Source organism: Duganella sp. BJB1802 (genome assembly GCF_013369445.1).
Classification (GTDB): Bacteria; Pseudomonadota; Gammaproteobacteria; order Burkholderiales; family Burkholderiaceae_D; genus Rugamonas; species Rugamonas vulcania_A.
Genome location: NZ_JABWEF010000021.1, coordinates 46,268 through 63,276, shown reverse-complemented (window position 1 = coordinate 63,276; position 17,009 = coordinate 46,268). Strand labels below are relative to the sequence as shown.

Sequence of the window (17,009 nt, the reverse complement as noted above, 5' to 3'; positions counted from 1 at the left end):
CTCGGTTCCTTAGAAGTGCATGCCCGGCGACAGTTTCGCAGGCATTTCAAGTACATTGTTTTCGATGGAAGCGACCGGATAGGCGCAGTAATCCGCCGCGTAGTAGGCGCTCGGACGATGGTTGCCCGATTTGCCCACGCCGCCGAACGGCGCGCTGCTGGCCGCGCCGGTGGTCGGACGGTTCCAGTTGACGATGCCGGCGCGTGCGCGCACCTGATAGATCTTCCACAGGTTTTCATCGTTCGAGATCAGCGCCGAGGCCAGGCCGAATTCGGTGGCGTTGGCGGCCTTGATCGCGCTGTCGAAGTCCGCCACGCGGATCACCTGCAGCAGAGGACCGAACCATTCTTCGTCAGGGATGCCTTTGGCGTCGGTGACATCGACGATGCCGGCGCTGACAAAGCCGGTGTTGTCCACCAGCTGGCGCATCGACAGCAGGCTCTTGCCGCCCTTGGCGATCATGTCGGCCTGCGCCTGCACCAGGCGCTTGGCGATGGCCGCCGAAACGACTGGGCCCATGAACGGCGCAGGTTCGGCTGCGGAGGCGCCGATGGTCAGGCGGCTGGCCACGTCGACCAGGCGCGCGACGATCGCATCGCCTTCCGCGCCCTGCTTGACGATCAGGCGGCGCGCGCAGGTGCAGCGCTGGCCGGCCGAGATGAAGGCCGACGAAATCGCCATGAACACAGCGGCGTCGATATCCTTGACGTCCCACACCACCAGCGGATTGTTACCGCCCATTTCCAGCGCCAGCATCTTGCCCGGCTGGCCGCCGAACTGCTTGTGCAGCGCGGTGCCGGTCTGGCAGCTGCCGGTGAACAGTACGCCGTCCAGCAGTTCGTTCTGGCCCAGCGCGACGCCGGCGTCGCGGCCGCCGTTGACCAGGTTGATCACGCCCTTCGGCACGCCGGCCTTTTCCCACAGCTGCACGGTCTTGACGGCGGTGCGCGGCGCGTACTCGCTCGGCTTGAAGACCACGGTGTTACCGGCGATGAGCGCAGGGACGATATGACCGTTCGGCAGGTGGCCTGGGAAGTTGTAGGGACCGAACACGCCGAACACGCCGTGCGGACGGTGGCGCAGCACGGCCTCGCCGTCGGCGACCTTGTTCTGGGTTTCGCCGGTGCGCGCGCCGTAGGCCTGCACCGAGATGTCGATCTTGTTGGCCATGGTGGTCACTTCGGTGCGGGCTTCCCACATCGGCTTGCCCACCTCCTCGGCGATCAGCAGCGCCAGCTCCTCGGCGTCCTGCTTGAGCAGGTCGCGGAAACGGGTGCAGACGGCGATGCGCTCGGCCAGCGGCGTCAAGGCCCAGGCTTCGAACGCGCCGCGCGCGGCGGCGCAGGCGCTGGCCACGTCCTGCGCGGTCGATTCGTTGCTGGCCCAGGTCTGCTTGCCGTTCGACGGATCGATGGTGACCAGTTCAGCGCCGCTACCGGCGAGCCATTCGCCGTTGATGAAGTTACTCAAAGCTTTAGACATGTGGATTCTTCCTCAAATTAAGGGACAGCGTGCGCACCGTATCGCCGGTATGGCAGTGCAGGAGTTGTTGTTCGGCTTCCGGCAGCGCGATGGCGCCGTTGACCGGCACCGATTGCGACAGGATCATGCGGAAATCCTTCAGCGTGGTGTTCGACACCAGCATCGGTTCGGCGGGCGCGGATTCCGGCGCGCAGGCCGAGTCCCAGTCCGTCGTCAGGCCGATTTCGGCCAGCGTGCTCTCGCGCATGGCGCGCAGTTCCGACACGCGCGCCTGCAGCACCGGGCCTGCGTCGAAGATGTCGACGTAGCCTTCAAAGTACAGGCCTTCCTGCTCCAGCAGGCGGCGCGCCGGCGCGGTCGAGGTGTGGACCTTGCCGATCACCTGCTGCGCGTCCTCCGGCAGATAGGCCACGTACAGCGGCTGGCGCGGCATCAGCTCGGCGATGAAGGACTTCTTGCCGACGGCGGTCAGGTCGTCGACGTGGTCGAAGTCCATCTTGAAGAAGTGGCGGCCCAGGCCTTCGTAGAACGGCGAACGGCCGCCCTCCTCCTGGTAGCCGCGCATCTCGGCGATCAGCTTTTCGGTGAACAGGTGCGGGAACTGGGCGATGAACAGGAAGCGGCTCTTCGACAGCAGCTTGCCGTTGTTGCCGGTGCGGTAGTCCGGCGCCAGGAACAGCGAGCACAGTTCGGTGCTGCCGGTCAGGTCGTTCGACAGGTACAGCGTGTCCATGCGGGTGAACACGTCCAGCTCGCGGCTGGAGTGCACCAGGGTGCCGATGCGGTAGTTGTAGAACGGCTCCGTCAGGCCGACCGCGCCCTTGATCGCGCACACGCCGGCGATGCGGCCGTTGCTGGTGTCCTCCATGACGAACATGTAGTCGCGCTTTTCGGGCGGGATGGTTTCGGCGAACGAGGCGACCGCGATCGCCAGGCGGTCGCCCATCATCTTCATGTCCGGCTTGAGGGTGGTCATGCCGCTGCCGACCTGCGTGGCCATCACGTACAGGGCGTCGAGGTCGTTGGCTGTGATTGCGCGTACTACTAGCATAGTTGGTCCACTCTTAGATTCTGACGCAGATGACGGTATCGCCTTCGGCGATTTGAAGCGCTTCCTGCACGTCGGCAGGCAGCGCCACGTTGACTTGCGATTCCAGCGCGGCGCAATGCGTGATCACGGCGCGGAAGTTGTGCTCGGAGCCCGAGGCCACCGCGTAGCGCAGCTGCGGTTCGCGGCCGCGGTCCGGCGATTCGGCGGCGGTGGTCACGCGGCGCTGCAGCGCGCCGTTGAAGGTGCGCAGCGAATTCTTGTGCGCCTGCAGAATCGGGCCGCCGTCGAAGATGTCGATGTAGTCGTCGGCTTCGAAGCCTTCGGCCGTCAGCAGGTTGAACGCCAGCTCGCCCGACGGATGGATCTGGCCCATGGCCGCCTGCGCGTCGCCCGGCAGCAGCGGCACGTAGACCGGATAGTGCGGCATCAGCTCGACGATCAGCGTGCGGTTGCGGGCGCCGCCGATCACGCGTTCGGCGTCGAGGAAGTCCATCTTGAAGAACTTGCGGCCCAGCGCATCCCAGAACGGCGAACCGCCGTCGGCGTCGGTCACGCCGGCCAGCGGCACGAAGAAGCGGTCGGCGAAGCGGTGCGGTGCCAGCACGGCGAACATCAGCCGCGCGCGCGACAGCAGGGCCGCTTCCGGCGTGCCGTGTTCCTGCTCGCCGACGTAAAAGCTCGACAGCTGCGAATAGCCGGTCAGCTCGGAGCACAGCGTCAGCGCGTGCACGCTGTGGCTGATGTTCAGGTCGCGCGAGACCTGCTGGATCACGTCGTTACGGAAGGAGAAATAGGTGCCGTTGGAACCGGCCGCCGCGAAGATCGCGGCGGTGCCGACGATGGTCTTGTCCTTCGGCGACTCCAGCACCAGCACGTAGGATTCCTCGCTGGGGATGTCGACATGCGCGGCGAACGAGGCGATCGAACGTTCGATCATGTCGATGATCTTCTCGCGCGTTTTCGGCAAGGTGTGCACACCCGGCATGGTGACCGCGGCCAGCGCTTCAAGGGCAGCGATATCCGCAAGTTCGACCGGACGGACTACATACATGTGAACTCCTCAGATTAATGCACAAGCCCGCCGCAGAGCGCACCGGGCTGGAATGAAAGACGGCGGAACCAGGTCCGCCGCCGTAGGTGCTGTTTAGGCAGCCTTGAGCATGCCGTCCAGCGACAGGCGCAGGATACGGTCGGCTTCGGCGATCTGCGCGTCGGTGACGATCAGCGCGGGCGCCAGGCGCACCACGTCCATGCCGGCGATCAGCACCATCAGGCCATTGCCTTCGGCGGCGCGCTGGATGTCCTTCGAACGGCCCTTCCAGGCGTCGGTCACGACCAGGCCCAGCAGCAGGCCGGCGCCGCGCACCAGCGTGAACACCTGCGGATAGTCGGCCACCAGTTTTTCCAGCGTCGCGCGCAGCTTGGCGCTGGCTTCCTTGACGCGGGCCAGGAAGGCCGGCTGGTTGATCGTGTCCAGCACGGTCAGCGCCACGGTCGCGGCCAGCGGGTTGCCGCCGTAGGTGGTGCCGTGGGTGCCCACGCCCAGCGTCTTGGCCAGTTCTTCGGTGGTCAGCATGGCGCCGATCGGGTAGCCGTTGCCCAGCGCCTTGGCGGCGGTCAGGATGTCCGGGGTGATGCCGTAGGTCATGTAGTGGAACAGGTCGCCGGTGCGGCCCATGCCCGATTGCACTTCGTCGAAGATCAGCAGGGCGCCGGTCTTGGTGCACAGGTCGCGCAGCTCTTGCAGGAAGGCCTTGTCGCCCGGGACCACGCCGCCCTCGCCTTGCAGCGGTTCGACGATCACGGCGCAGACGTCGTCGCCGATGGCGGCGCGTGCGGATTCGATGTCGTTATAGGTGACGTGTTCGATCGCTGGCGGCAGCGGCTCGAAGCCTTCGGTGTACTTGGACTGGCCGCCGACCGAGACGGTGAACAGCGTGCGGCCGTGGAACGACTGGTAGCACGACACGATGCGCGACTTGTGCGGACCGAACTTGGTGTGGGCGTACTTGCGGGCCAGCTTCAGCGCCGCTTCGTTGGCTTCGGCGCCGGAGTTGCAGAAGAAGGCGCGGTCGGCGAAGGTCGCTTCGGTCAGCGCCAGGGCCAGACGCAGCACCGGTTCGTTGGTGTAGCCATTACCCAGGTGCCACAGGGTGTTGGCCTGGCGGGTCAGCGCCTCGACCACGATCGGGTTGCAGTGGCCCAGCGCGGCCACGGCGATGCCGGACGTGAAGTCCAGGTAGTGCTTGCCATTCTGGTCCCACAGGTCCAGGCCAGCGCCTCGGACCGGTACCATCGCTGCAGGTGCATAGGTTGGCACCAGAACTTCATCAAAAGTCTGACGAGTTACAGGACGGGTGGTTACGGTCGTATCGAGCTTGGCGTTCATGGCATTCCCTATCAATGTTGGGTAAGGCGCGGCACAGCACCGCGTGGACCCATTATAAAAAGCGGCATGCTAAAACTCTTTTCTAATGGCGACAAGGATTTTCACTTTTGGCCGCAAAGTAAGCTTGTCGGAACGACCAGTCTATACAGGTGGCGATAACTTGCGCTGGCGCTCCTCGCGGGGCGTGTTGCCGAACAGGGCGCCGAAGGCGGTCGAGAAGTGGGAGCCGGACGAGAAGCCGCACATCAGCCCCACCTGCACAATGGAGTGGTTGGTCTCCAACAGCAGCTGACGCGCGCGCTGCAGGCGCAGCTCCAGGTAGTAGCGCGACGGCAGGCTGCCCAGATATTGCTTGAACAAGCGCTCCAGCTGGCGGCGCGACAGGCCGACCAGGTTGGCGATGTCGTCGGTGGAGAGCGGCTCCTCGATATTGGTCTCCATCAGCGTCACCGCCTCGGACAGGCGCGGCTGCAGGGCGCCGAAGCGCGCCTGCAAGGCGACCCGCTGGCGCTCCTCGTGGCCGCGCACGCGCTCGATGCACAGGCTCTCCTTGACGGTGGCCTGCACGGTGGCGCCGAACAAATGCTCGATCATCGTCAGCGCGAAGTCGATGCTGGCGGCGCCGCCGCAACAGCTCAAGTGGCGGCCGTCCAGCTCGAACAGGTGAGGCGTGAGGATGGCGCGCTCGGAGATGCCCTCGGTGTCGGCGTACAGCGCCCACGGCAGCGCGATGCGCACGCCCGCCATCAGGCCGGCCGTGGCCAGCCACAGCACGCCGGCGCCGACGCCGCCCCAGTACTCGGCCGAACGGCAGCGCTCGATGACGGCGCGGGCCAGCTCGGGCGCCAGCGGCGACTGGCCCTCGTCCGCCACCAGCAGCGCGATATGCCAGCCCGGCTGGGCCAGCACCACTTGCGACGGCGTCATGGTCTCCAGGTGCAGCACGTCGCGGCCCAGCGCGGCGGCGGCCAGGCGCAGCGGTTGCACCAGGCCGGCCCAGGTGATCGATTCCGCCTCGCCCGCGTTCACCAGCAGCATGCGCAACGGCCGCTCTTGCGTGACGCGGGACAGATTATCAAAAGACATAAGACACTTACTCCGGTGCCAGCGCGGCGGCGGGCCGCTCGGTGCTCCACTGGCTGACGATCATGCCGCCGATGAGCAGCGTGGCGCCCAGCAGGCCGTTCCAGGCCAGCGTCTCGCCCAGCCAGAAGTACGCGAAGATGGCCGCACATGCCGGCTCGAAGGCGTAGATCACCGCCGCCTCGTTGGCGCTGCTGTGGCTCTGGCCCCAGGTCTGCAGCGAAATGATGGCCGCCGTGGCGACCACGCCCAGGTAGGCCAGGTTCAGGCCGTATATCCGCAAGCCCTTGCCGATGTAGCTCACATAGTCGGGCAGGTCCTGGCTGCGCTCGGCCAGGCCCAGCGGCACTTCGCGGATCAGCAGCCAGATCGCGGCGCACACGGCCACGGTCAGGATCTGCGAGGCGGTCAGCACCATCAATTTCTCGACCTTGCGGGTGGTGGACTCCATCAGCTTGACGTAGATGCCGAAGAACAGCGCGCACAGCAGCGCCAGCGTATCGCCGCGGCCCCAGGTGAAGCTGCCCTCCCAGCACAGCGCGAACAGGCCGGCCAGCGCCAGCACCAGCGCGACGACGATGCGGCGCTCCAGGCGCGCGCCCATCAGCACGCCCAGCAGCGGCGGCACCAGCACGTTCAGGCCGGTGACGAAGGCGTTGCGGTTGGAGCTGGTCAGGGCCAGGCCCTCGATCTGGAACACGTAGCACAGGAACAACACCGCGCCGGCCACGATGCCCCAGCGGACATCGTTCCATTTGGCGCGCCACATAAGCGGCGACAACAGCAGGCCGGCCAGCGCGAAGCGGCACAGCACGATCCAGCTGGCCGACAGGTAGCCGGTCATGTTCTTCATCGCAGGGAAAGTCGTGCCCCAAACCAGGGTCACGATCAGCAAAGCGGCAATGCCGCGCAAGTGTTGAGGCATGGCTTTTTTATTATGAATGTGCGTCCGCCATTATAGTCCCCGGCAAGATTGCAGGTGCGAACCGGCTATAATCACCGTCTATGGGTGAACGATTTTTGAAAAGTATCCGGCTGCTGGCCGATTGCTTACAGAGCTACGAACGGCTCTCTGGACAGTATGTGCGCCAGAGCGGCCTGACGCACGCCCAGTTCGACATCATCGCCACGCTGGGCAATACGCCCGGCATGTCCTATAAAGAACTGGGCGACAAGACGCTGATCACCAAGGGTACGCTGACCGGGGTGATCGAGCGATTGGAGCAAAAAGGTCTGGTGGAGCGTCAGCGCAATGACTGCGACAAACGTTCCTTCTTTGTCCGGCTGACGGCGGAGGGCGAGCAGGTGTTCTGCAAGGTCTTCCCGCAAGTCGTCAAGGAAAGCGGAAAAGTGTTCGCGCACTACAGCGAAGACGACTTCGCCGCCCTTGAAAAAACCCTGACCGATCTTAAAACTGTAATCATGGCCGGCCATACCGAATGCCCGTCCACCTGCGACTCAACCAAGGAAATCATTTGAAAACGACTCTGCTCGAAGGCAAAAAGCCTGCCAAATTCGACAAACACATCATCGGCAACCTGCTGCTGAACCAGTCCACGCCGGACGAAGTGCGCCAGGAAAAGCTGATCATCGGCGTGCGCAACGAGGACGGCGAGATCTACCGCCTGATCGGCGCGACCAAGCACAACAGCTTCATGAACGCGATCGAGGAACTGTTCGACCTGGGCCTGACCGACGAACTGCAAGACACCGACGCCACCCAGGACGGCTGCGACGCCATCTTCAGCGAGCAATAATCCCCGGCCGACGCAACCGCGTCGTAGCCAAGCCGCGCCGTTGCCCCATGGATTCCCGAAAACGAGGGGATCGATGCAGGGCGCGGCGCGCGCCTCATGTGCAGTAGCACAACTGTTGTAGGTCTGCTTGTAATCCTCCAGAGTCAGATTCCGCCCCCAAGCTGACATTTACGGGGTGACAGCATACTGTGTCGTCTACCTACCCCGAAGTTGTTTTTTAATTGGAGTTGACCGAACGATTCATTGCTATAACATCTTTGTGTGCGGGGGACGGCCCGAGTTTGCTGAATAGTTCAGGCAATTTATCGCGCTTTGCTACAGCCTGAATCGCCACGAGTCTTGTAGACGCTCTTGAGCCATAATTCTAGGCAAAAGGAGTGGTCATGAGTGGAAATCGGTACACCGAAGAATTTAAGATAGAAGCAGTCAAGCAGGTCACTGAACGCGGCCACGCGGTCGCTGAGGTCGCGGCAAGGCTCGGCGTCAGTGTTCACAGCATGTACCAATGGGTGAAGCGCTACAGCGTGCCAGCAGAGGAGCGCCTGGCTACGGACGCGCAGGCCGCAGAAATGAAACGCCTGAAGGCCGAATTGAAGCGCGTAACCGAGGAGCGCGATATTTTAAAAAAGGCCGCCGCGTACTTTGCCAAGATGTCCGGGTAAGGTACGCCTTGATCCAGGAGCTGTGTACTAGCCACGCCATACGCCATCTATGCAAAATGCTGGCGGTTCATCCGAGTGGCTATTACGCTTGGCGGTTGAATCCCGAGAGCCGGCGCACCTTGGAGGATCGACGCATCCTTGGCCACATCAAGGAATCCTGGCTGGAAAGCGGTTCTGTCTACGGTTACCGAAAAGTGTCGGACGATTTGCGCGACCTGGGCGAACACTGCGGAATTAATCGCGTTCATCGCATCATGCGTGCCGCCGGCCTGCGATCTCAAACAGGCTATGGCAAACGGCGTTACAAGCGTGGTGGTGCGCCTTCCGTGGTGGCGCCCAACCACTTGCAGCGACAGTTCGATGTGCAAGAGCCAAATCGAGTCTGGGTCACTGACATTACCTATATTCGGACTCATGAAGGCTGGTTGTATCTGGCCGCCGTAATTGATCTCTTTTCGAGACAGGTCATCGGCTGGTCTATGAACTCAAGGATGGATCGCGAACTGGCACTGAATGCTTTGTTGATGGCTGTGTGGCGTCGCCAGCCTAAACAAACTGTGCTGGTACATTCAGATCAAGGCAGTCAGTTCAGCAGCTATGACTGGAGAGATTTCTTGAAAGCTCATAATCTGGAGCAGAGTATGAGCAGACGAGGCAATTGCCACGACAACGCGGTCGCTGAAAGCTTTTTCCAGCTGCTGAAGCGCGAAAGAATACGACGCAGAATCTACAGTAGTCGGGACGAAGCAAGGCAGGATATCTTCGACTACATCGAGATGTTCTACAATCCGAAGCGCCGACATGGCTTCAACAACAAGCTGTCCCCGGTCAACTACGAAAAGCAGTATTTTGAGCGGCTCGCGAGCGTCTAGTGAACTCGTGGCGATTCAGCCGCGCCTTTGATTGCAGCCAACAATGCAGCACGCATTGTCTCTGCATCGTAATCGCAGCAGTAAGCCGGAGTGGAGGGCTGCTGTCGCCAAGACTCTTCTAGTGACCCAGCATCTACAGGGTCAAAGCCAACGTGGTTTACCAAAGTCATTGCAATTTCTTTTTTCTCCGCGACGTCACCCGCTACAGCAATCGCCAATCGGCCAGGCTTGCCGGTTGGCAGCCCTAAATTTGCCAAGGTGTAAGCTAGGGCGTTATTGAACGCTTTAACCACAGGGACGCCGAGTTGACTGGACACCCATACGCTTTCTGTCATCCCAGCATCAATTTCGGGAATCCGGCTATCTCGCAAGCCAGGGTAGTAGTTGCTCGTATCAATCACGGTCGCCTCAGGCGAAATTGAATCGAGAAAATCACGCGAGAGGGTCGCAATAGCGTTGCTGGGAATGGCGAGAATCACTGCGTCTGCACCAGTCGCCACATCGTCGATATTCGCTGCGACGGCCCCAATTTCGGTTGCAAATTGCTCAAGCGATTCACGTCCTTCGCTATTAGCAACGCTCACGATGTGCCCCGCTGCAACCAATTTCCGCGCCAACGTGCCACCGATGTTACCTGTTCCTACGACTGCGACCTTCATTTTGACTCCCGATGAAATAAACCACACCCAGTTTAGGAGGCTTATGCGAAAATTGGAAGTACAGACAAAAAAGTAAGTAACATACCAAGGAGAGCAGAAATGGAACGCAACTGGAATTGTGACGACCCAGAACGCCGTCAAGAATGGGCGGCCTCTACAACAGAAGCGCTCCGCGTCATCGAGGGAAAGTGGAAAATCATCATCATTACCCAACTGTTCGCAGCTAAGACCCCGCTAAGGTTCAGCGAATTGGAAAGGCTAGTTGATGGCGTAAATCAGAAGATGCTAATTCAACAATTAAAACAACTGGAACATGACGATATCGTAGTACGAACAATTTACGCACAGGTCCCTCCCAAAGTTGAATATTCACTGAGCGACTTGGGCCTGGCCCTAGGACCATCGTTGGAAGCCCTCATCAATTGGGCCGAGCTTAGGCGAAAGACTCGTTCTACACTCCAGTCCTGACGCAAGTTGGTGAAATAGCCCCCTGATTCACCGGACACAGCCTATGCGCTATTCTTACGGATAGGAATAGGACTGTGCATATGACTAGGAACAAGCAAACAATCGAGGTTGTAACGATAAGCCAGGAGCGCCGCAGGCGCTGGTCAGCCGATGAGAAGGCGGCGCTGGTGCGCGAGACATACGAACCGGGCATGACCGTCTCGCTGGTCGCCCGCAAGCACGGTGTCGGCGCTAGCCAGCTGTTCAACTGGCGCAAGCTGGAGCGCGAAGGCGCGCTCACGGCGGTCTCTGCTGGTGAATCGGTAGTGCCGGCAAGCGAACTGGCTGCGGCCCGCGCCCAGATCGCCCAGCTGCAACGTATGTTGGGCAAGAAGACGATGGAAGCGGAGATCCTGAAGGAGGCAGTCGAGTTCGCTCGCGAAAAAAAGTGGATTGCGCGCTCGCCCTTGTTGGACAAGGACGGCCAGTAAAGGCGGTCTGTTCGGCACTGGGCGTGGCGCGCTCGAATGTGTGCACCAGGGCGGCGCGCCCGACCGACTGGGTTGACGGCTGTACCGTGCAGACGTTCCACCAGCCGGCCGACGCCATCTTGGTCGACGCGGTGCGCGCCGAAATCACGGCACTGCCGACATACGGCTATCGCAGGGCGGGCGCCTTGGTGAATCGAACGCGTGCCTTGATGGGCCTGCAGTCGATCAACCACAAGCGGTTTTATCGGGTAATGAAGGAGCACCGCCTGTTGCTGCCGAAGGCGCCAAAACGCCGCGTCAGCAGCCGCGTTCACGACGGCGTCGTGGCCGTGGCCGAGCCGAATCAGCGCTGGTGTTCGGATGGATTCGAGATTGCTTGCGACAATGGAGAGGTTGTCACTGGCGTGTTCATGAAGGACTGCTGTGATCGCGAAATCATTGCGTGGCGTGCCTGGGCTGAACGTGGTTTGCCTGGTGAGCCAGTACGCGACATGCTGGTGGAAGCGGTCGAGGCTCGGTTTGGCCAGGCCAGCATCGGCTCTGCGAAGCTGGAGTTCTTGAGCGACAATGGCGGCGCCTACCGGGCCCATGAAACGCATGCTCTGGTTCGCGCATTGGGCTTGGAGCCGATTCATACGCCGGTGTGCAGCCCGCAGTCGAACGGGATCGCCGAGAGCTTCGTGAACACATTTAAACGGGACTACGTCAGCCTGATGGACCGCAGCAATGCCAAAGTCGTTCTCGCTCAACTGCCAGACGCTTTTTTGCATTTCAATGAGGTTCATCCGCACTCGTCGTTGAAGTTAAAATCGCCTCGCTTGTTCAGGAGGGAGCTGGCGCGCCGGGCTCAGGAAAGCGGCGCTAACTAAGCGATAAGCTGTGTCCGGTTATACGGGGGCAAGATCATTGGCGCCATTCATGAGCGCAATGAAGGGCTGCTAATGGATGAACGGCTGCGAATGGCCGGTAGCGGCCTCCTAGAACTTTAACTCATCTGGCAGTTGTAAGGTCAAGTCTGAGCTAGTACACACCTGTCGCTTCGATCTGAATCTGGCAACCGGCAAGAGCATCCCCGGCTCAACGTGCTAAACGCCACACCGCTTAAAGCCGAGCAAAAGACAGCGCGAAATCAAATCCATGAAACTTAACTTCGAAGCAAAGTTGCTGGGCCTTGCAAAAAAGTGCGGGCAAGGCCAGTTGAGTTTATTCCTTCTGATCTCCTTGTCCGCGACAATTGTGGCCATTGGCGTGGTAGGCTACGATGAATAACAATTCGACATAAAGGACGGGGGGCTGGTTTCCATTATCGTTCTGACCGCACTTCTCTGCTATGGAGCAATTGCCCTTTATGTCCGTCGATTGTTCACCAGAAATCCGTCCAAAAGCTAGTTGCCGCCCCTCGTCAACCTGGCGAAAAGTATTTTCAAGAAAAGTGCCCTGCGGCAATTTTCGGGAGTATAATTTTTTCCAATGGACAGACTCGACGCCTTCAAGACCATCGCTGCTCAGGCGAGCCGGGGGGAGCTTTCGTTCCCGGCCAACGTCAATGCCTCGCTGCGCTTGCAGCAGGCGCTGAGCGATCCCGATTGCCACTTCGAGGCGGCAGCCAAACTCATACAGGCTGACCCGTTGCTGGCGGCGCGCAGCGTCGCCATCGCCAACTCGGTGGCCTACAACCGTTCCGGTACTGAAATCTCCAGCGTGCGCGCGGCAGTGCAGCGGCTCGGTGTACGCACCCTGCAATCGCTGGTGGCGGCACTGATCGTGCGCCAGATCGGCAGCCAGGTCACTGAACCTTCCCTGCTGGCCAAGGTCAATCAACTGTGGGAACACACGGCGCACGTGGCGGCCCTGTCGCAGGTGATCGCGCGCCGCGTCACCCGCGTCGATCCCGACACGGCGCTGTTCGCCGGCATAGTGCACGAGGTGGCGGGCTTTTACATGCTGTCCTGCGCCGGCGATTTCCCGGAAGTGATGAACGGCGAGCCGGAAGACTGGGTCGAGCATGGCGAGGTGGAAATCGGCCGCGGCGTGCTGACCAAGCTGGGCGTACCGGACGGCGTCTACAAGGCGATCGAATCGATGTGGGTCGGCCTGCGCGCGCTGCCTCCGGAAACCCTGGGCGATACGCTGTTGTTGGCCAATGACTTGTCGCCGGTGCATTCACCGCTGTACCAGCGTCCGGGCGCGACCACGTTGCAGGGCGCGCGCACCATCGACTTCGTGGTCGGCGAGGGCACGCTGCACGCCATCATGAGCGAATCGGCGCAAGAGGTGCAGTCGCTGTATGCGGTGCTGATGCTCTAAGATAAAAAAAAGCCCGCTGGGGAGCGGGCAAAGTCCAAAACTAGGGATCTCCTCCAGAGGAGACAAATCCAGAATACCCTCCCTGCCCCGTCCGCTCTGTGCGCCAATTCACATATGGACGCACATTTCCTTCACCATACCGGCTCCGTTTGTTTCCACGCATCCAGCTGCTGGATGCGCCCCAGCCACGCCATCACTTTCGGATATTGAGTGACAGGCAATTTGGCTTGCTCGACATACATCAGCGACGAGGCCAGCGCGAAGTCCGCCAGGCTGAGCTTGTTGCCGACGATCCATTCACGTCCCGCCAGATGCTGCTCCAGCACGGCGGCGAATTGCGCCACCTGACGGCCGTAACGCTCCAGCTCCTGCGCGTCGGGGCCGCCGGCGCCGGTCAAGCCCTTCCAGATGTTTTCATAGACGATGCCGCCCAACGCCGGCGCGAAATGCTGCGACGACCACAGCAGCCAGCGGTTGATATCGGCCCGCACGACGATATTGTCAGGGTACAGCGTCTGCCCCAGCGTGCGGTCGGCGAGGTACTGCATGATGGCGCAGGATTCCCACAGGATGAAGTCGCCATCCTGCAGCACCGGCACCTTGCTGTTGGGGTTGAGCGCGACCAGGCGGCGGCGGTCTTCCGGGCTCATCAGGTTCACTTCGGTCAGTTCCAGCGGCGTGCCCATGTGCAGGGCGGCCAGCATCACACGGCGCGAGCTGGTGGAAGCGGGGTGGTGGTATAAGCGCATGACAGGTCTCCGATGAATGGGTTGAGGACTTCATCGTAGACCCACGCCGCGACAATTCCTGTCAGTAGTCTTCGCGCAGTTTCATTTCCGTGCGCCAGGTCTTGAGCAAGTCGCTGCGGCGGGCCGGGTAGCGCACGCCCAGCGACTCCACCTCGGCGATGCGGTCGATGCGGAAATGGCGGAAGGCCATGCGCAGCTCGCACCACGCGGCCAGCAGCCGCTTGCCCTCCAGGAAGGCCAGCGCGAACGGCCACACCACCCGCTCCGACGGCTTGCCGTGCTCGTCCTGGTAAGCCATGCGCAGCCGGTGCTGGTAGCGGATCGCCTCGCGCACCGGACGCACGTGGACGTCGCTGGCGGTGTCCTGGTCCTGGCCCAGCGGCACCCACAGGCTGGTCTCGGCCATGTCGTCGCGCAGGTCCTTGGGCGTGGCGGCGGCGATCTTGGCCAGCGCGTTGTTGGCGGCGGCGGCCAGCGCCTCGTCGCCCTGCCGGCGCACCCAGCGCGCGCCCAGCACCAGCGCCTCCAGCTCGTCGGCGCCGAACATCAGCGGCGGCAGGAAGAAGCCGGCCTTGAGCATGTAGCCGACCCCGGCCTCGCCCTCCAGCGGCGCGCCCAGGCCGGACAGGGTCTGGATGTCGCGGTAGATGGTGCGCTCGGAGACACCCAGCTGCTCGGCCAGGCGGGCGGCGGTGACGGGACGGCGGTAGCCGCGCATCGCATCCATCAGCATGAAAAGTCGGCCGGTACGGCTCATCGTCGGTCTCTCGCTAGTCGGTTGGGCGGGACGGCCGCCCGCCGACTAATCGAGGTCGAGCAGGAAGTTGCGTTGCGGCGCGTCCAGCGTGGTGTTGTCGGTGGCTGTTTCATCCTTCAGCGCGACGCCGGACAATTGCCGCTGACGCGATTCGGATAGCAGGTAGTGAAGCTTGAAGGCTGCGTCGTCGTAGGTCAAGCCCGCCGGACGCACATTCGAGATGCAATTGCGGGCGGCGTCGGTCAGGCCGGTGCGCGGCGCCCACGTCAGATACAGGCCCATGCTGTCCGGCGAGCTCAGGCCGGGACGTTCGCCGACCAGCACCACCACCGCACGCGCGCCCAGCAGCTCGCCCGCCTCGTCGCCCACCGCCACCCGCCCCTGCCGGACGATGGACAGCGGCGCCAGCGACCACGATTCGGCGGCCAGCCGCGCCATCAGCACCTTCAGGAAGGGCAAGGCGTTCTGCTCGATGGCCAGCGCCGACAGGCCGTCGGCGATGACGAAGGCCAGGTCGTAGCCGGCACCTTCGCGTGGACGTTCCAGCAGCACCTGGCGCGAGGTCTCGTCCAGGCGCCGGCCCAGGTCGGGGCGTTGCAGGTAAATGTCGCGGCTGGCGGCGGCGCTGTGCAGCGCCAGGCAGGGCAAGCCGGTCCCGGCCTGCAAGGCCTCGCCCAGCGCGGTGTGATCGAGCGCCAGATGCACGGCGTCGCGCGCGCGGGCGTGCGCGAGCTGGAACTCCAGCTGCGGCGCGGTCGGCTGGCTGACGCCGCTGCGCCCGAGCGCGATGCGCGCCGCCGTGAAGCGCCGCAGCGACAGCCAAGGATTGCTCGTCACCACGCCATCGTCGCCAGCGGGGCTGGCGGGCAGCAGGTGCTCGTCGTCGTTCATGCGGGCTCCCATCAGTTCAGTCTGGCCAGCGCCTGCTGGAAGGAGGCCGGCAGCGCTTTGCCCAGTGTAACGTAATCGTTGCGGGTGAAGATCTCCATCTCCTTCAGCCAGGCCTCGAATTCCGGCGCCGGCTTCAGGCCCAGCACGCGGCGCGCGTACAGCGCGTCGTGGAAGGACGTGGTCTGGTAGTTGAGCATGATGTCGTCCGAGCCGGGGATGCCCATGACGAAGGTGCAGCCGGCCGTGCCCAGCAGGGTCAGCAGGATGTCCATGTCGTCCTGGTCGGCCTCGGCGTGGTTGGTGTAGCAGACATCGCAGCCCATCGGCAGGCCCAGCAGCTTGGCGCAGAAGTGGTCCTCCAGCCCGGCGCGCACGATCTGCTTGCCGTCGTACAGGTACTCGGGGCCGATGAAGCCGACCACCGAATTGACCAGCAGCGGCTGGAACTTGCGCGCCACCGCGTAGGCGCGCGTCTCGCAGGTCTGCTGGTCGACGCCGTGATGCGCGTTGGCCGACAGCGCGCTGCCCTGCCCGGTCTCGAAATACATGACGTTGTTGCCCACCGTGCCGCGCTGCAGCGACAGCGCCGCCTGCTGCGCCTCGCCCAGCAGGGCCAGGTTGATGCCGAAGCTGGCGTTGGCCGCCTCGGTGCCGGCGATCGACTGGAACACCAGGTCGATCGGCGCGCCGCGCTCGATGGCGGCGATGGTGTTGGTGACGTGGGTCAGCACGCACGATTGCGTGGGGATGCCGTAGCGGTCGATGATCTCGTCGAGCATGGTGACGATCTTGATCACCTGCGGCACGTTGTCGGTGGCCGGGTTGATGCCGATCACCGCGTCGCCGCTGCCGTACAGCAGGCCGTCCAGCACGCTGGCGGCGATGCCGGTGGCGTCGTCGGTCGGATGGTTCGGCTGCAGTCGGGTCGACATGCGTCCCGCCAGGCCGATGGTGTTGCGGAAGCTGGTGACGACGCGGCATTTCTTCGCCACCAGGATCAGGTCCTGGATGCGCATGATCTTGGAAACGGCCGCCGCCATCTCCGGCGTGATGCCGGGGGCGACGGCGGCCAGCGCTGCTTCATCGGCCGCGTCGCCCAGCAGCCAGTTGCGGAAGTCGCCCACGGTCAGGTGGGCGATGCGGGCGAAGGCCACGCGGTCGTGATCATCGATGATCAGGCGCGTCACCTCGTCCTGCTCATACGGCACCACCATCTGGTTCAGGAACAGCGACAGCGGCAGCTCGGCCAGCGCCATCTGCGCGGCCACCCGTTCCTCGGCACTGGGCGCCGCCAGCCCCGCCAGGTAGTCGCCGGAACGCGCCGGCGTCGCCTTCGCCATCAAGTCCTTCAGGTCGCGGAACTGGTATGTCCTGCTGCCTACCGTATGTGCAAAGCTGCTCATCGCCGTTCC

The 17,009-nt window shown here is 62.7% G+C and carries 17 protein-coding genes; 6 read left to right on the top strand and 11 right to left on the bottom strand.

Features of this window, described 5'->3' with window-relative positions; genetic code table 11:
• Nucleotides 1-9: 9 nt before the first annotated feature.
• From astD to HUX88_RS26600, 6 genes are all read right to left on the bottom strand, one after another.
• Complete coding sequence (gene astD / locus HUX88_RS26625) at nt 10-1,482, bottom strand: succinylglutamate-semialdehyde dehydrogenase (protein ID WP_176363710.1); 1,473 nt, start codon at nt 1,480-1,482, stop codon at nt 10-12.
• Nucleotides 1,475-2,533 carry an arginine N-succinyltransferase gene (astA, locus tag HUX88_RS26620; protein ID WP_176363709.1) on the bottom strand — a complete coding sequence of 353 codons (1,059 nt, stop codon included), beginning with the start codon at nt 2,531-2,533 and terminating at the stop codon, nt 1,475-1,477. The genes astD and astA overlap by 8 nt, the downstream gene beginning before the upstream one ends.
• A gap of 13 nt (nt 2,534-2,546) precedes the next feature.
• Nucleotides 2,547-3,584: an arginine N-succinyltransferase gene (locus HUX88_RS26615; RefSeq protein WP_176363708.1), complete on the bottom strand. Its 1,038-nt coding sequence runs from the start codon at nt 3,582-3,584 to the stop codon at nt 2,547-2,549.
• Nucleotides 3,585-3,677: 93 nt separating this feature from the next.
• Nucleotides 3,678-4,922 (bottom strand): acetylornithine/succinylornithine family transaminase, encoded by a 1,245-nt coding sequence (gene astC / locus HUX88_RS26610; protein WP_176363707.1) that lies wholly within the window; start codon nt 4,920-4,922, stop codon nt 3,678-3,680.
• 141 nt (nt 4,923-5,063) lie between these two features.
• On the bottom strand, nt 5,064-6,008 hold the full coding sequence (locus HUX88_RS26605; protein WP_176363706.1) for a GlxA family transcriptional regulator: 945 nt from the start codon (nt 6,006-6,008) through the stop codon (nt 5,064-5,066).
• Nucleotides 6,009-6,015: 7 nt separating this feature from the next.
• Entirely contained in the window at nt 6,016-6,930 is a 915-nt protein-coding gene (locus tag HUX88_RS26600; RefSeq protein WP_176363705.1) for a DMT family transporter, read from the bottom strand.
• A gap of 80 nt (nt 6,931-7,010) precedes the next feature.
• On the opposite strand from HUX88_RS26600, the gene HUX88_RS26595 reads away from it, so the two are divergent.
• From HUX88_RS26595 to HUX88_RS26585, 3 genes are all read left to right on the top strand, one after another.
• A complete protein-coding gene (locus HUX88_RS26595; RefSeq protein ID WP_117014180.1) occupies nt 7,011-7,484 on the top strand; it encodes a MarR family winged helix-turn-helix transcriptional regulator in 474 nt (157 codons plus the stop codon).
• The gene (locus tag HUX88_RS26590; protein ID WP_020700711.1) at nt 7,481-7,762 is read left to right on the top strand and encodes a hypothetical protein; all 282 of its coding nucleotides are present in this window, start codon (nt 7,481-7,483) and stop codon (nt 7,760-7,762) included. The genes HUX88_RS26595 and HUX88_RS26590 overlap by 4 nt, the downstream gene beginning before the upstream one ends.
• A gap of 383 nt (nt 7,763-8,145) precedes the next feature.
• Nucleotides 8,146-9,296, top strand: a protein-coding gene (locus HUX88_RS26585) for an IS3 family transposase (RefSeq protein WP_176363704.1) whose coding sequence is annotated in 2 segments (ribosomal slippage) — nt 8,146-8,383 and nt 8,383-9,296 — 1,152 coding nt in all. Because the reading frame shifts where the segments join, the coding sequence is not laid out codon by codon here.
• Here HUX88_RS26585 and HUX88_RS26580 read toward each other — a convergent pair.
• Nucleotides 9,293-9,955: an NADPH-dependent F420 reductase gene (locus tag HUX88_RS26580; protein ID WP_176363703.1), complete on the bottom strand. Its 663-nt coding sequence runs from the start codon at nt 9,953-9,955 to the stop codon at nt 9,293-9,295. The two genes, HUX88_RS26585 and HUX88_RS26580, sit on opposite strands and share 4 nt — an antisense overlap.
• 99 nt (nt 9,956-10,054) lie before the next feature.
• On the opposite strand from HUX88_RS26580, the gene HUX88_RS26575 reads away from it, so the two are divergent.
• The 3 genes from HUX88_RS26575 (at nt 10,055) to HUX88_RS26565 (ending at nt 13,200) form a co-directional block, all read left to right on the top strand.
• Nucleotides 10,055-10,423 (top strand): helix-turn-helix domain-containing protein, encoded by a 369-nt coding sequence (locus tag HUX88_RS26575; protein WP_176363702.1) that lies wholly within the window; start codon nt 10,055-10,057, stop codon nt 10,421-10,423.
• A gap of 80 nt (nt 10,424-10,503) precedes the next feature.
• Nucleotides 10,504-11,762, top strand: a protein-coding gene (locus HUX88_RS26570; protein WP_373886846.1) for an IS3 family transposase whose coding sequence is annotated in 2 segments (ribosomal slippage) — nt 10,504-10,852 and nt 10,852-11,762 — 1,260 coding nt in all. Because the reading frame shifts where the segments join, the coding sequence is not laid out codon by codon here.
• A 601-nt stretch (nt 11,763-12,363) separates the two neighbouring features.
• Nucleotides 12,364-13,200, top strand: a complete 837-nt coding sequence (locus HUX88_RS26565; RefSeq protein WP_117014182.1) for an HDOD domain-containing protein — start codon at nt 12,364-12,366, stop codon at nt 13,198-13,200.
• Between the two features lie 131 nt (nt 13,201-13,331).
• On the opposite strand, the gene HUX88_RS26560 is transcribed toward HUX88_RS26565, so the two are convergent.
• From HUX88_RS26560 to HUX88_RS26545, 4 genes are all read right to left on the bottom strand, one after another.
• Nucleotides 13,332-13,949: a glutathione S-transferase family protein gene (locus HUX88_RS26560; RefSeq protein WP_117014183.1), complete on the bottom strand. Its 618-nt coding sequence runs from the start codon at nt 13,947-13,949 to the stop codon at nt 13,332-13,334.
• 61 nt (nt 13,950-14,010) lie between these two features.
• Nucleotides 14,011-14,706: a YafY family protein gene (locus HUX88_RS26555; protein WP_176363701.1), complete on the bottom strand. Its 696-nt coding sequence runs from the start codon at nt 14,704-14,706 to the stop codon at nt 14,011-14,013.
• A gap of 45 nt (nt 14,707-14,751) precedes the next feature.
• On the bottom strand, nt 14,752-15,597 hold the full coding sequence (eutC, locus tag HUX88_RS26550) for an ethanolamine ammonia-lyase subunit EutC (protein ID WP_176363700.1): 846 nt from the start codon (nt 15,595-15,597) through the stop codon (nt 14,752-14,754).
• A gap of 11 nt (nt 15,598-15,608) precedes the next feature.
• Complete coding sequence (locus HUX88_RS26545; RefSeq protein ID WP_176363699.1) at nt 15,609-17,000, bottom strand: ethanolamine ammonia-lyase subunit EutB; 1,392 nt, start codon at nt 16,998-17,000, stop codon at nt 15,609-15,611.
• Nucleotides 17,001-17,009: the final 9 nt, after the last annotated feature.